The organism is Polyangium sp. 15x6 (assembly GCF_029960785.1).
Lineage (GTDB): Bacteria > Myxococcota_A > Polyangia > Polyangiales > Polyangiaceae > Polyangium.
The window spans coordinates 24,053-38,453 of sequence record NZ_JASBQE010000058.1; the positions used below are offsets into that span (position 1 = coordinate 24,053).

The following is a 14,401-nucleotide window of genomic DNA, read 5'->3' on the forward strand; positions in this document are numbered from 1 at the left end:
CATGTTTGGCGTATGGATCGCGCGCATCCTCCTTGGTGGCATCGGAGACGCCCGCTGCGGCTGAGCCGGCTGCTCTCGCTGGCGATCGCTGCGCTCTCGTTCCTGGTCGTCCTCTCGGCGGTATCGCTGTTTCTCTCGACCGCGGTCCTGCATCGCAATACCGAGCGGCTCGACGCGGCCATGATGGGCGCCGGGCTCGCGCGTGACGTGGAGCTCGAGCTCCTGCATTACGGGCGTCTGGTCGAGCACGCCGTCACGCGCGACGGCGTGGAGCCGCACGACCAGCGAGGGGCCGTCCAAAAAGCCGTCCAGGACCGGCTGGTCGAGGCCGAGGCGCACGTCGGCAGCGACATGGAAAAGCAGGTCCTCGGCGAGCTCTCGACGCGGACGGAGACGTATTTCACGGCGCGGGATCGCCTGGAGAAGGCCGGCGTGCCGCTCGGCCAGGCGCTGCAGCAGACGCAGATCGATTTCGACGACGCGCTGGCGAAGGCGGCCGAGCTCGTGACGATCAACCTGGCGGACGCGGCGCAGACGCGGAAAACCGCGGCGTTCTGGGACGACGCGCTGGATACGGTCAGCATCATCGTCATCAGCGGGCTGCTCCTGCTCGTCCTCGCGCTCGTGCAAGGCGCGCGTTCCCAGATCTACGTCCCGCTGTCCGCGCTCCGGGGCGCCATCGAGCGGTTCGCGCGCGGGGACGACCATACACGCGCGCCCGATGTCGGGCCCGTCGAGATCCGGGAGCTCGCGGCGGTGTTCAATGAAATGGCCGCGTCGATCGCGCGAAAACGCGAGGAGCAGATCGCCGTGCTCGCGGCCGTCGCGCACGACATCCGCAACCCGCTCGCGGCGATCAAGATGTCCACCACCGTCCTCGCGCGCGGCGCGCCTTCCACGGACCCGCGCGTGGCCCGGACGTTGACGATCGTGGATCGGCAAATCGATCGCCTGGCCCGGATGACGGACGATCTCCTGCAAGCCACGCGCATCCAGGCGGGCCAGCTCGAGCTCTCGAAGAAGCCCTGTGATATCTGCCGGATCGTGAACGACTCCGTCGAGCTTTACGCTTCGACGTCGCCGAACCACCGCATCTCGCTCGTGATCCCCGAAGGAACGCTGGTATGCGACGTCGACGAGACGCGGGTCGAACAGGTCCTCGACAACCTGATCGGCAATGCGATCAAGTATTCACCCACGGGCGGCGAGATCCGGATCTCGGCGAATCGCGACGGCGAAGAGGCGGTCCTGGCCGTCTCGGATCAGGGGGTCGGGATCGAGCCGGAGGAGATCGAGCGGATCTTCGAGCCATTTCATCGCGCGGTCTCGACGCGAAAGGTGGCGCACGGGGTCGGGCTCGGGCTCTCGGTCGCGCGGAAAATCATCGAGGCCCACGGCGGCCGCGTCGAGGTGGAGAGCCGGCGCGGGGAGGGCACGACGTTTCGCGTGCACCTACCCTTGCTGCGCCACGAGTCCATCCGGCGATCGGCGTGAAGGCGAATCAGATTCCGCCGTTCGCGCTGAGGACCTTTCCGTTCGCGTAGGTGTTGTGGAGCGCGATCCAGGTGATCGTTTTCGCCGCCTCCTCGGGCGTTCCGAGGCGCCGGAGCGCGCTGAAGCTCCGGTATTCCTCGGCGAGCTTCGGATCGAGCTCTTTCCCGATTCCGGCGTCGAGCAGGCCCAGGGCGATGACGTTCGCGCGCACGCCGCGCGGGCCGAGATCCTTCGCGGCAGCCATCACGAGCGCGGACGTCGTGCCCTGCGACGCGGCGAAGATCGCGGGCACGGGCAGCGATTGCGTGCGATCGAGCGCGGAGACGAAGACGAGGTCGCCGCCGCGGCCTTCGAGTCGCCGGCCGAATTCGCGACAAACCTGGAAGACCGAGCGGGCATTGATGGTCATCGTGGCCTCCCAGTCGTCATCCGTCGCCTCGAAGATCGCCGCGGGGCGCACGACGGCGGCGCAATGAATCACGACGTCGGGGAGCGCGCCCTCCGTTTCGAGCGACGCCGCGAGGCGACCGAGCGCCGCGGGATCGGCGAGGTCGAGCCGAAAGGGGCGCGCGGAAAGCTCGCTTTCGAGCGCGCGGGCGCGGGCCTCGGCGCGATGGTACGTGAATGCCGACGGGACCCCGGCGCGCGCGAGCTCCGCGAGGACGGCGCTCCCGACCGCGCCCGTGCCGCCGAGGACGAGCGCTCTGCGTTTCGATTCGTTCATCCGAGCCCCTCGATGTAGTCGAGCTCCTCGCCCACGGCCACGACGAACGCGTCGAGTTTTTCCTCGGGGATGTCGAAGCGCGGCTGGAGCCGGAAGAGGCTCCAGTCGTGACCGCAGGTGAAGCAGAAAAAACCGCGGCGGTAGAGCCTGTGGCAGACGAGCGGGGAGATGATCGATTTCTGGCCGAGGTCCTCGAAGCCGAAATGCTCGAACGAGAGCCAGGGGTGATCGGGGCTGTTCAACGCGACGCCCTGCATGAAGCCCGCGCCCCGCGCCTCGCGGAAGAGCGGCGAACGCGCGAGCGTATCGGACAAACCTTTCTTGAGCTTCGCGCCGAGACGACCGACGCGCTCGATGCGCTCGTCGGTGAGGAGGTCGAGCGCGGCGAGCGCGGCGACGCAGGAGAGGGCATTGAAGCCCATCGTCGTGTTGTGGCTCTCGCCCGAGGCGAAATGGTCGCCATAAGCGCGGAGGAAGGTCTCCCGTTTGGTGAGCATCGCCGAGATCGGCGTGATGCCGCCGCCGAGGTGTTTGGCGAGGAGAACCACGTCGGGGCGGCGCGGCCAGCTCGCGGTGGCGAGAAAGCCTCGGCCCGTGCGGCCGAGCGCGGTCTGGACCTCGTCGGCGACGAGCAGGGTGCCGTGTTTTTCCGTGAGCTCGCAGAGCGCCTCGACGAACGGAGCCGGCAATTCGCGCACGCCGCCTTCGCCCTGGATGGGCTCGACGACGATGGCCGCGACGTCACCGGGCGCGAGGGCCTTGGCGAGCGCGTCCACGTCACCGAAGGGCACGTGCTCGGCGCCCTCGACGAACGGGGCGAACGGGTCGCGGAGGTAGCCCTTCGTCATGAGCGAGACGCTGCCGAAGGTGCAGCCGTGATAAGCGCCTTCGAGGCCGAGGAGGCGCGGGCGCTTCGTGAGCGCGCGGGCGAGCTTCAGGGCGGCCTCGACCGCGTCGCTGCCGGTGCAGGCGAAGAAGGCGTTGTCGTAATGGCCGGCGCGCTCGCAGAGCCTTTTCGCGAGGCGGCCGGCGAAGGGATTGACGCGGGCCGGGTACCAGGAGGGCGCGTCGGAGTCGAGGTACCTCCGGATCGCGTCGGCGATGTACGGGTTGCGATGGCCGAAGGCCTGCGTGCCGTGAAAATCCTCGACGGCGTGGCCATGTTCGTCGTACAGGACGCCGCCCTCGGCGCGGACGAGCTTGATGGGCTCGCCGGCGAGCGCGGCGCGCTGCGCGATGAGGGGGTTCACGAATTCGCGGTACTCGTCGAACCCGCGCCGAAGGATGTCGTCGTACGAATCCACTAGAGCCCTCCGTCGAGCACCACCTTGGCGCCCGTCATGAAGGTGTTCGAATCGGAGACGAGGAACGCGGCCATCTCGGCGATCTCGCCCGGCCGCGCGAGGCGGCCGAGGGGGCATTTGTCGAGGTACTCCTTTTGCCGGTGCTGCGGCAATCCCTGCGCCATCCCGACCTCGGCGAGGCCCGGCGCGAGCAAATTCACCCGGATCGCATAGCGGCCGACCTCGCGCGCGAGCGCCTCCGTGAGCCCGCGGAGCGCGGATTTCGAGGCGGCATAATGGATCGGCGACTCGATGATGCGCTCGGAGGCGAAATTGCCGATGTTGAGGATGCTGCCCTGCTTCGCCCGGATCATGTGGCGCAGGACCGCGCGGCTGTAGAGGTAGACGCCCTTCACGTTGACGTCCATGAGCTCGTCCCAGTCCGACTCTTCGAGGAGCGAAATGGGCAGGACCTGCGTGATCGCAGCGTTGTTGACGAGCACGTCGATGCCGCCGAACGCGGAGACGACGGCCGCGACCGTGGATTTTACGTGCGCGCTGTCCGCGACCGAGCCCTTGAAGACGAGCGGCTCGTTCCCCGCGGCGGTGACGGCGCGTTTCGCGTCCTCGGCGTTCGCGTCGTCCTTGTGGTAGGTGAGCGCCACGCGGGCCCCGTGGCGCGCGAACGCGACGCACATCGCGAGGCCGAGGCCACGCGTGCCGCCCGTGACGATGCAACGTTTTCCCTCGAGGAGGCGCGTCACGTCACGTACCCCCTTGCACGAGCGGGAGCGAGCGCCTCCCCGCGCGCGGCCCCCAAATGCGCGGCTTCTCCATGAAGCGCGCCTCCTTCTCCCGGTAGAGGATGTTGTAATTGCAGACGGGGATCGTCGAGCCGTCCGCATAACAGTTCGAATCGCAGCATTGATACGTGCGCTCCACGTCGAACGTCTCCTCGTCCATGTGCGAATGCACGTAGACGGCCTTCGCGGCGCGCTCCGAGATGCGCAGCGCCTCGGCCGGCGAGAGGCGTTTGTCCTTCGGGAAGAGCTTGCGGACGAGTTGGTCGAGGAGCTTCAAACCGCGCTCGTCCCCCTCGTCCCCGCGCGCCCAGAGCATGTCGATCGCGTCCTGCAGCGCGCGTTCGAGGCGCGTGCCCGGCTCCAGGTAGAGGTGGTCGGCGAGGCAATCGTACATCGTGTCGGGATCGAGGAAACGGAGGAACGGGAGCGCGGGGCCGCCCTCGTCGTCGAGCAGGAGATAGGCGATCTGGTAGCAGAGCGGGTGCGCGCTCGGCGAGGGCACGAAATCGGAGACGCGGAGCAGGCCGTCCGTCGTCTCCTCGATGGATTCGAGCACCTCCAGCATGGAGATGCGGCCCGAGCGATCGAAGGAGACGCCGCCCTGGCCGGTGTACGTGATCGTGTGGATCTCGAGGTGGCGCACGCACGAGAGCTCGAGGCCCATGCGGATGATCCGCCCGACCTCCTTGTCGTTGTAGCCACGCGTCATCACGGGGATGAGCGTCGTGTCGACCTGGTGTTTGTCGAGGAGCTCCAAAACGCGGGTTTTGAGGTCGACGAGCGTGGCGCCTTGCAAGGCGCGATCGACGTGTTTGTCGAAGGTGTCGAACGAGAGCGCGATGCGCGCGCCGTGGTCGGCGAGGCGCTTGACGAAGTCCTCGTCGCGCGCGAGGCGCACGCCGTTCGAGCACACGCTGACGCGGTGGATGCCGCGCGCGCGGGCCATCGAGACGAATTCGAGCAGGTGCGGGTGGAGGAGCGGCTCGCCGCCGGTGAGGTTGACGATGTCGAGATCGCCGCCGTGATCCTCGACGAGGTGATCGAGGACCCGGGCGAACTCCTCCCGGCTCATGTGGAATGCGTCGTCGTTCTTGTTGTGGACGTAGCAGATCGGGCAGTCGAGGTCGCACGCGCTCGTGATCGTGACGACGGGCAAACGGACCTTCTGCGTGTGGCTCTCGCACGGGCCGCAGTCGAAGGGACAACCATGCTCGATCGGGCGTCGGATCTTCGCGGGGCGCGCGTCCTTCGGCACGATGGCGCGCGTGCGCTCGTACCAGGCCGCGCTCGTCGAGAGCCGCACCTCCTGCTCGCCGTGCGTCGGGCAGCGCTTCTGCATCCATGCCTCGCCGTTCGGCGTCGCCACGACGCGGGCCGGGAGGGCGTCCTTGCACATCTTGCAGAGGCTCGTGGTTTCGTGGAGAAGTCGCTCCGCAGCCTGCATGATGGTGCGAGGATACTCGAAGAGCTGGGCGAATCGGATAGGCTTCGGGGCGGCATGAACGAGGCGCGGGCCCAGGAGATCGTCCGAGCCGTGGGGCTCACGAAGCGCTTCGGCGAGACCGTGGCGCTCGACGACGTGAGCTTCGTGGTGGAAGGGCCCGGGCTCTGCGCCGTGCTCGGCCCGAACGGAGCGGGCAAGACGACGCTGCTCGACATCCTGGAGGGGCTCGCGGAGCCGACGCGTGGCGCGTATCGGCTCTTCGGCGAGGAGCCGCGGCCGTATCCGCGGAGGCGCGTGGGCGTGGTGATGCAGAAGGAGGCGCAGATCGAGCGGGTGACGGCGCGCGAGTACGCGGTGCTGTTCTCGTCGATCTACGGCGTGCGCGGCGGGCCTTCGCAGATCCTCGCGCGCGCGCGGCTCGAGCACCGCGCGGGGACGGCCGTGACACGGCTCTCGGGCGGCGAGGCGGCGCGGCTCTTCATCGCGACGGCCGTGGTGCACGATCCGACGCTCGTGTTCCTGGACGAACCCACGGCGCATCTCGATCCGGAGAACAAACGGATCGTGGGAGAGATGCTGCGCGAGCTCGCCGAGGAGAGGACGCTCTTGATGACGACGCACGATCTGCGCGAGGCGGACGCGCTCGCGGATCGGCTGCTGTTTCTCGTGGGCGGGCGCGTGCGCGCGAGCGGCACGAAGGACGAGCTCGTGCGGGCGGTGCCCGAGGCCGAGCGGCGCGGGCTCGGGGTCGAGGACGCGTTCTTCCATTTCTGCGCGATCGAGATCCGCGAGGGCCAGGCGATCGGGCGCGGGGAGGCGACGTGAGCGCATTCTTGGTGCTCGTACGAATGCGGCTGCTCGACACGCTCCGGAACCGGAGCTCGGTCGGGTTCACGTTGGTTTTCCCGGTCGTGCTGCTCGCCGTGCTCGGGCTCGTGTTCATGAACGGGCATCCGTTCGAGCGGCGCTACGTGGCCGTGGTGTCCATGGAGACCGAAAGCGCGGCGATCGAGCGGTGCGTGGCCGAGCTCGGGGCGTTCGAGGAGGTGCGCGTGGGGCGCGAGCGGACCGAGGCCGAGGCGCTCGGCAAGCTCCGCGCGCGCATGGCGAGCGCCGTGCTCTCGGCCGCGCCGGACGGGGAGGGCGTGATCCTGCGCGTGGGGACGCGTGATCGGATCTTCGGCGGCGGGCTCGCGGCGGCGCTGCCGGCGCGGGCGCGCCTCGACGTCGTGGAGGGGCCCGCGTGGGGGTACGTGCATTACCTCTTCCCGGGCATCCTCGCGTTCTCGGTGCTCGCGTCGGGCCTGTTCGGGATGGGGTATCCGATGGCCCTGTTCCGGCAGAATCTGTTCTTGAAGAAGCTCGCGACGACGCCTTTGCCGAAGGGCACGTTCATCGCGGCGAACGTGGCGGCGCGGTCGTCGATCGTGCTCGTGCAGGTCGTGTTGCTGATCGGGACGGCGCGGCTCTTCTTCGATTTGCCGCTGACGCTCGTTTCGTTCGGCTGGCTCCTCGTGATCTCGATGCTCGGCGTGATCACGTTCCTCGGCGCGGGCTTCGCGCTCGCGACGGCGATCGACAACGCGGAGCTGCTCGTCGACGTGATCAGCGCGATCAACATGCCGATCGTCTTCCTGTCGGAGATGTTTTTCCCGCTGGAATCGCTGCCGCGGCTGCTGTCCACGGTGGGCGCGCTCTTGCCGTCGACGGAGATGGTGCGGCTCTCGCGCGCGGTGTTGCTCTACGGGGTCACCGACGTTTCGAACCTCGCGGGAGGGCTCGGGATGATGGCCCTCTGGGCGGCGGCGACGTTCGCGATCAGCCTCGTGTCGTTCGAGTGGCACGCGTGAGAGGGTGCTGCCACAGGCTGCTGCGCGGCTCGACGCTTCGATCGGCCTCGCTCGACGTACAGTGTACGCCTCGCTCGGCCTCCCTAGCCTCGAGCCGCTCGCGACGCCTGTGGCAGCACCCTCTGAGGCGCGCGCCCGACGTGCATGCGGCGCTTTCGTAGAGGTCGGTGCCGCGTCGTCGAGCGCCGCGCCGCGCCCGCGACGTGTGGAGGGGACACGCTGCGGGCGCGGCGACAGGCGCGAGGGAGAGCATGGCAGACGGAAAGGATCCAGGAAAGGGGGCGATCGGACGTAATACGTCCTATGGACAGAATATGTCCGGTCGTGGAACGGTGGGACGAGAAAGTTCCTTCACGGGGGCTTTCTCGGTAAGGTGCGGCTCCGCGATGGCCGACGTTCCGGTGCGTCTCCTCCTCTCGATCGGCGTCGCGCTCGCGTGGGTGGGGGCGCCTTCGCGCGCGCAGGCGGGCGCATTCGAGGTGCAAGGGCTCGGGCCGGAGGGCGTCGCGGAGGCGTCGGCGAGGAGCGCGCGCGCGGAGGACGGGACGGCCGCGTATTTCAACCCCGGCGGGCTCGCGCTCGGGCAGGGGACGTCGATCGGCGTCGCGCCGATCGTCTCGGTGTCGACGCTCGAAGCACAAGGAGAACGTTTGCCATTCGAGGAGCCGCTCGGAATCGCGGTGTCCGCGAGCGGGACGGTTCCTCTGGAGGGCCCGCTCGCGGGGCGCATTCGCCTGGGTTTCGCGGGGCATTTTTTACCGACGCGGGCGCTCCGGCTGCTCGCGCGGGCGGGGGATCGGGCCTTTCAACCGTATTACGACAATCGCACGCAGCGGCTCGTCGTGCTGCCGTCGCTCGGCGTGCGGATCACGCGGCATCTCGGGATCGGTGCGGCGGTCAATGTGCTCGCCGGGGTGCGTGGGCCGGCGCGGCTCGAGGCGGGCGCGACGGGGGCGCCGGAGCCGCGAATCGATATCGATGCGAATACGGTGATGGCCGGCGTGTTCGGCGTTCGTTTCGATCCGACCGAGGGCGCGCGGGTCGCGCTCGTGGTGCGGCAGGCCTTCGGCATTCCGATGCGCATCGAGACGACGGCGGACGTGGGCGGCGTGCCGCTCGTGACGAACATCGAGACGAAACGCGCCATGTTCGATCCGCTGACGGTGGTGCTCGCGTCGAGCTTCGACGTGGGGCGCGCGAGTTTCGAGATCGACACGGCGTGGCATCAATGGTCGGCGTGGGAGGGGCCGTTTCTTTCGGTGCGCTCGACGCTCCCGGGGGTGAACCTCGGATCACGTCCGATCGGACGGCTCTTTCGGGACGTGGTTTCGCTGCGGATCGCGTCGAGTGTGCGGTTCGACCTCGGGAAACAGAGGACGCTCGTGCTCCGCGCCGGCGCGGGCGGCGAGCCGACGATGATGACGAGCGCGCCCCAGGGGAGGACGAACCTGGTCGACGGGGACAAACTCACGGTCGGGCTGGGGGCGACGCTCGTGCTCACGAACGTGCTTGCGAAGGCGCTCCGGATCGGGCTCGGTGGGAATGGGCAGTTTGTCTCGGCGGCGGGGAGCTTGTTCTCGACATCGCTCGGCGTGGGGGTGGATCTGTGAGCGCGGGGCGGCTCTCGGGCGGGGTAGGCCTCGCAATTCTGCTCGCGAGCGGGCGCGCGGAGGCGACGGCGCCTGCGACGTTCGGGCACGGGGGGCGGAGCGCGGCGCTCGTGCGGGCGGACGTGGCGGACGCGGATCCGGCGGGCGCGCCCGTGCAAAATGCGGCGCTCGCGGCGGCGCCTGGAGCGCGGGTCCGGCTCGGATACGGGTATGGGGTTCTGGACCTGCGGATCGATGATCGACGGGCCGACGTGGCCGACGTGTCGGGTCTGGATCTCGGCGTGCAGGCGGGATTTCGGCTGCCCGCGTCGTTTACCCTGGGATTCGCGTTCGCGGCGCACGTGCCGGACGCCCAGATTGCGAAGATAGGATTTCGGCCGGGGACCGAGCCGCAGTTCGTCCGGTACGAGGCGGCCTTGCAGCGGGCGACGTTCGATCTCGCGCTCGCCTTGCGGCGCGGGCCGTTTGCCCTCGGCATGGGCGCGGCGCTCGCGCTCGACATGGGCGGTGAGGGGACACGTTTCGAGCTGGGGCAGGATGCGGAGGGGACGTATGCGGACGCGGCTTCGGACATTTCGCTCGCGTATCGAGCGGCGCCGATCGTGGGGATTGCGGTGGATCTCGGCCGCGTCGCATTCGGGGCCTCGCTGCGCGGGGGGCTCGGGGTCTCCGTGGCGGTCGACAGCGACGTACGGATCGCGCTGGCGGAGAATCCGCTCAATGGGACGACGCAGGTGCGCGTGCGTGGGGTGAGCGGGTACGATCCGCCGCGGTTCGTGTTCGGGGCGCGGGCCAAGGTGGGCTTGGGTTTTTCGGTGCTGGGATCGATCGAATGGCAGGGGTATTCGGACGCGCCGCCGCCGGTTGCGGACGTATCGCTCGACGTGGCGCTCGGGACGTCGCCCGGGCGGACGGAGGTGCAGTTCGTCGCGCCGAACTTCCGGGATGTGCTCGTGCCGCGGCTCGGCCTCGAATGGGCGACCGGCCGGTGGGCGGCGCGCGCGGGGTATGGGCTCTCGCCGTCACCGGTGCCGCCGCAACGTGGATTCACGAGTTATGCGGACGCGACGCGGCACGCGGTGGGCCTCGGCGGCGGCGTGGCGCTCGGGCGGGTCTGGGGCGTGGATTTGCGGGCGGATCTGGCGGCGCAGGTGTCGGTCCTGGCGGAGCGGGCGGAGGAAAAGGCGAGCCCGGCCCTGCCAAACGCGCGGTACGTGGTTTCGGGTCGCGTGGTTCACGGGGCGCTCTCCGTGGAGGCGGCATTTCGATGAAGAGAGCGGCGGCGTGGATGTTGCTCCTCGCCTCGTGCGGGCTCGCGTCGGGGGAGGGGGAAAGGGCGCCCTTTCCGGCGGACGGCGTGGGCGCGTTCGGGGAGGCGTCGCCGGTGGAGGTTTGTCGGGGGGCGGCGCGGATCGTGGCGCCGGCGCTGGCGACGGGCGCGACGGCGCTCTGTGTACCGGAGGGACAAACGGAGCGCGCTTGCGGGGCGGATGGGGATTGCGAGGGGATCGAGCGGTGTATCTGCGGCCGCTGCGTGGTCGCGCCTTGCCAGGGGGCGGGATCGTGCGAGGGGCAGGAGGTTTGTCGGGGGAGGCGGTGCACGCGCGCCTGCGGGGCGGACGGCGATTGCGCGTCGGGCGAGCGTTGCGTCTCCGGGGGATGCGCGCGGTCGTGCGCGTCGGATGGCGATTGCCACCACGGGGAGTCGTGCGACGCGCTCGACGATGTCTGCACGGCGTCGCTGTGCGGCGGCGGCGCCTCGTGCGGCAGCGGGAATTCGTGCGTCGCGGTGGCCGAGGTGGCCACGCTCGGCGAGCCCGCGCTGCTCGGGGATGAGCCGATCGCATTCTTGGAACTCACGCGCGGGGCCGAGACGGTTTTGCTGCGGGCGCGTATCGAGGCGCCCTCGCAGTGGCGCATGGATCCGGAGGCTCCGGTGTTCGTCGTGCCCGGGGAGGAGCGGGTGGGGGCACCGAGCGTGCTCCGGCGCGGAGCGCGCATGGAGCTTTATGCGGAGGTGGGGGATCCGGCGAGGATCGTGCGGGCCATCTCGACGGATGAAGGGCGGAGCTTCCTCGTGGACCAGGATCCCGCGCTTCTTGCAGCCGAGCCGTGGGAGGAGGGCGCCGTGGGATCCCCGTCGGTGTTCGATTTCGACGGCGCGACGTATCTGTTTTACGAAGGCGGGAGAGGCCGGGGGATCGGGCTTTGCCAGGTGACCGAGCAGGGCTGCACGCGTACCTCGCCAAACCCGGTCCTCGCGCCCGCGGACGTGGAGGATCCTGTCTTCTGGCGAGGTGTGACGGAGGTGGGGGCGCCGCACGCGCTCGTCAGGGGAGGCATCGTGCAAATCGCATTCACGGCGCGCGGGACGGAGGGGCGCGCGGCGGTGGGGCCGGAGGGCGCTCTGCCGCCGGATCCCAATGATTCGATCGGGCTCGCGGCGACGACCGATCTGAAGACGTTTTCCCTGTACCCGGTGGGGCCGATGTACGCGCGGCTCGTGAACCTGCGCGCGTACCTGGGCGAGCGGGAGGCCGCCGTGCGGGCGCTCTCGGCGGGGGCCGAAATGGTGTTCGTCTCGGCGGATGCGTCAGGGGAAGGCGTGACGGGGATCTATCGGGCGGCGGGGCGCGGTGCGCCCTGAATCAAGCCCGCGGGCGATTGCGGCGCGCGGTGAGCAGGGAGACGGCGGCGAGGGCGAAGAGCCAGGCCGCGCGGGAAGGCGCGGGCGCGCCGGGGGCCGCCGTGGTGCAGCTCGCGGACGCCGAGGAGGATTGCGCGTCCTCGAATGCCTTCCAGTCCATGCAGTTCGAGGTCTTCTCGTCGCAGATGACCTCGGCGCCGGAGCAATCGTCCACGGACGCGCACGTCGCGAGGCAGGCGCCGTTGCGGCACGCGTAGGGGGCGCAGCTCTGCGGGGTGCCGTCCGGGAGCTCGAGCATCTCGTTGTCGAGGCACTTCGTCGGCAATGTGATGCAGATCTTCGTCTCGGTGTTGCAGGTCGAGCCGAGGGCACACGAGGTGTTGCTCGTGCACTTCGTCTCGCAGGAGAGCTCGACGGCATTGCAAGTGTACGGCGCGCAGTTGTTGCTCGTCGACTCCGCGCAATTGCCGCTCCCGTCGCAGGCGAACAGCGTGAGCGTGGACTCGTTGCATTTCTTGTCGCAATTGTTGCCCGACGGGTAGGAGCATTCGAGCGGGTTCACGCCGTCACACGTGGCGCAGGCCTCGCTCGTGCCGTCGCACGCCGGGCGAGCCCCGTGAGGTTTGCCCGCGACCGGCTCGCAGATGCCGACGCGCGGGCCGTCGCAGGCCTCGCACTGGCCGTCGCAGGGCGCATTGCAGCAGACGCCGTCGACGCAGAAGGAATCGTCACACGGGGTCTCGAGGCCGCACGGCGCGCCGAGCGGCGTGTAGATCTCCGCGTCGACGAGGACCCCGGCCGGCCCCGTCCCGCCCACGACGAGGACGCGGCCATCGAGGAGCGTCGTGGAGGTGTGGAACGAGCGGGGTTTTTCCATGGCCCCGGCCGCGGCCCAGCTCTGCGTGGTCGGGTCGAAGATCTCCGTGGTGTAAGGGATGTCCTCGAATCCGCCGCCCGTGACGATGATCCGACCGCCGGCCATCACGCTCGCCGCGTGATCCTTGCGCGGGCGCGTCATGTTGAGCCCCGGATGCCATTCCTCCGACGCGGGATCGAAGAGCTCGATGGTCTGAGCCAGGATCATGCTGCCGCCGGCTACGAGCACGCGCCCCGAGGGGAGCCGCGTGGCCGTATGGCCGGAGCGCACGCGGTTCATGGAATTCGTCGACTTCCAGGTCTTGGTCTCCGGATTCCAGAGCTCCGCGGTCTGCGAGGGGCCGGCGCTCTCGCCGCCCGCGACGAGGATACGATCCTCGTCGAGCAACGTCGCCGTGTGATTGTAACGCGCTAGGTGCAGGTCCCCGACCGTCTCCCACGTATCGGCCTCGGGGTCGTAAATTTCGGTCGTGCCGACAAGTGCGGAGGTTTTTCCGCCCGTCACGAGGACACGCCCATCACTCAAGAGCGTCGCGGTGTGCAGGGCGCGGGCGAAGTTCATGGGCTTCACGGTGGACCACGAGCCCGGTGCGTTGGGCTGGTTGTTTCCGGGGGTGAAGATCTCGGCGGAGGCCGTCACGTTGAGGACCCCCTGCACCATTCCCTTGCCGCCGAGGACGAGCACACGGCCGTCCTTCAGCGTCGTGGCCGTATGCCCGAGTCGGGTTTGCCCCATGGACGGCGCTTGCATCCACATTTTGAGGCTCGGGTCGTACACCTCGGCGAACTCCAGCGGGACTTCGCCGCCCTTGTCGCCGCCCGCGACGAGGACACGGCCGTCGGGCAAGAGATTCGCCGTATGGCGGAGGCGCTTGAGGGCCATGGCGTCCGTGAGGGTCCACGCGGGATCGACGAGCAGCGGCGCGCGTACGGTCGTACCCTCCCAGGAGAGTTTTACCTCGCATTGCCGCGCGCCGGGATCGACGACCGGGCGGCCCATCGGCAATCGTGGATCCGCGCCGATCTTGCAACCCTCGACGGAGACGTTCATCCAGACGGTTTTGCCGTCGCCGTCCTTGGCCCAGGGCGGCGCCATGCGCAGGCGCGGCGCGCCGCCCGCGTCGAGCAGCTCCAGCGTTTTGCCCACGAGGCGGAGCCCGGCCACGTCCTCGCCGAGCGTGATCGTGTACCGGAGCTCCGGGACGTCCGGGAGGGCGTCCCGGAAAAACACGTAATCCTCGGTGCCACGCTCGGTCGGGCGATGCACGATGTCGGCGACGCCGCGATAGCCCGACGGATACATGACGATCCCCGCGCCCGCCTCGCCCGCGACCTCACGCGCGCCCGCGAGCGCGACCTCGACCGCGAGCCCGCTTCCCGGGTCCGCGACACGAAATGCGCCGCTCGCGCGCAGGGGCAAATGCACGTCCGCGCGCGGGGCCTCCCTCCGCGGCGAGGCCATTTCACCCATGGGCGCGAGGCCACGGGCGAGGTGGAGGCGGATCGCCTCCGCGGTCTCCACCGCGACGCGCGCCTCCGAGGGCGCGGCGAGCGATTCTGCCGCGCCCGGGGCATCACCGCCCGCCGAGCACGCTCCACACAAACCCGCTGCGAGACCGAATCTCCACGCCGTGCGCCATCTCGTCCCCATGGTGGCCTCCCTCGTAAGG

11 protein-coding genes are annotated in these 14,401 nt (G+C 69.5%); 6 read left to right on the forward strand and 5 right to left on the reverse strand.

The features are described 5' to 3' along the window. Window positions 1-12: 12 nt before the first annotated feature. Window positions 13-1,494, forward strand: a complete 1,482-nt coding sequence (locus QHF83_RS33465; RefSeq protein ID WP_282422074.1) for a HAMP domain-containing sensor histidine kinase — start codon at window positions 13-15, stop codon at window positions 1,492-1,494. 7 nt (window positions 1,495-1,501) lie between these two features. Here the strand turns inward: QHF83_RS33465 and QHF83_RS33470 are convergent, their stop codons facing one another. From QHF83_RS33470 to QHF83_RS33485, 4 genes are read right to left on the reverse strand one after another with little or no spacing between them, the layout of a single operon-like run. Then, window positions 1,502-2,218 carry an SDR family oxidoreductase gene (locus tag QHF83_RS33470; protein WP_282422075.1) on the reverse strand — a complete coding sequence of 239 codons (717 nt, stop codon included), beginning with the start codon at window positions 2,216-2,218 and terminating at the stop codon, window positions 1,502-1,504. Next, window positions 2,215-3,522 (reverse strand): aspartate aminotransferase family protein, encoded by a 1,308-nt coding sequence (locus QHF83_RS33475; RefSeq protein WP_282422076.1) that lies wholly within the window; start codon window positions 3,520-3,522, stop codon window positions 2,215-2,217. Before QHF83_RS33475 ends, QHF83_RS33470 begins: the two co-directional genes overlap by 4 nt. Next, complete coding sequence (locus QHF83_RS33480) at window positions 3,522-4,265, reverse strand: SDR family oxidoreductase (protein WP_282422077.1); 744 nt, start codon at window positions 4,263-4,265, stop codon at window positions 3,522-3,524. The genes QHF83_RS33475 and QHF83_RS33480 overlap by 1 nt, the downstream gene beginning before the upstream one ends. A gap of 1 nt (window position 4,266) precedes the next feature. Continuing rightward, window positions 4,267-5,748, reverse strand: coding sequence for a radical SAM protein (locus QHF83_RS33485; RefSeq protein WP_282422078.1), 1,482 nt, complete (start codon window positions 5,746-5,748; stop codon window positions 4,267-4,269). 54 nt (window positions 5,749-5,802) lie between these two features. Here QHF83_RS33485 and QHF83_RS33490 point away from each other — a divergent pair, with 54 nt between their 5' ends. The 5 genes from QHF83_RS33490 to QHF83_RS33510 all read left to right on the forward strand — a co-directional run bounded on the left by QHF83_RS33490 (window position 5,803) and on the right by QHF83_RS33510 (window position 11,855). Then, on the forward strand, window positions 5,803-6,573 hold the full coding sequence (locus tag QHF83_RS33490) for an ABC transporter ATP-binding protein (protein WP_282422079.1): 771 nt from the start codon (window positions 5,803-5,805) through the stop codon (window positions 6,571-6,573). Next, on the forward strand, window positions 6,570-7,598 hold the full coding sequence (locus QHF83_RS33495; RefSeq protein ID WP_282422080.1) for an ABC transporter permease: 1,029 nt from the start codon (window positions 6,570-6,572) through the stop codon (window positions 7,596-7,598). Before QHF83_RS33490 ends, QHF83_RS33495 begins: the two co-directional genes overlap by 4 nt. 386 nt (window positions 7,599-7,984) lie before the next feature. Beyond that, window positions 7,985-9,208 carry a hypothetical protein gene (locus QHF83_RS33500; protein WP_282422081.1) on the forward strand — a complete coding sequence of 408 codons (1,224 nt, stop codon included), beginning with the start codon at window positions 7,985-7,987 and terminating at the stop codon, window positions 9,206-9,208. Continuing rightward, the gene (locus tag QHF83_RS33505; RefSeq protein ID WP_282422082.1) at window positions 9,205-10,479 is read left to right on the forward strand and encodes a hypothetical protein; all 1,275 of its coding nucleotides are present in this window, start codon (window positions 9,205-9,207) and stop codon (window positions 10,477-10,479) included. The genes QHF83_RS33500 and QHF83_RS33505 overlap by 4 nt, the downstream gene beginning before the upstream one ends. Beyond that, window positions 10,476-11,855, forward strand: a complete 1,380-nt coding sequence (locus QHF83_RS33510) for a hypothetical protein (protein ID WP_282422083.1) — start codon at window positions 10,476-10,478, stop codon at window positions 11,853-11,855. The genes QHF83_RS33505 and QHF83_RS33510 overlap by 4 nt, the downstream gene beginning before the upstream one ends. Before the next feature lies 1 nt (window position 11,856). Here the strand turns inward: QHF83_RS33510 and QHF83_RS33515 are convergent, their stop codons facing one another. Continuing rightward, window positions 11,857-14,382, reverse strand: a complete 2,526-nt coding sequence (locus tag QHF83_RS33515; protein ID WP_282422084.1) for a kelch repeat-containing protein — start codon at window positions 14,380-14,382, stop codon at window positions 11,857-11,859. Between the last annotated feature and the right edge of the window lie 19 nt (window positions 14,383-14,401).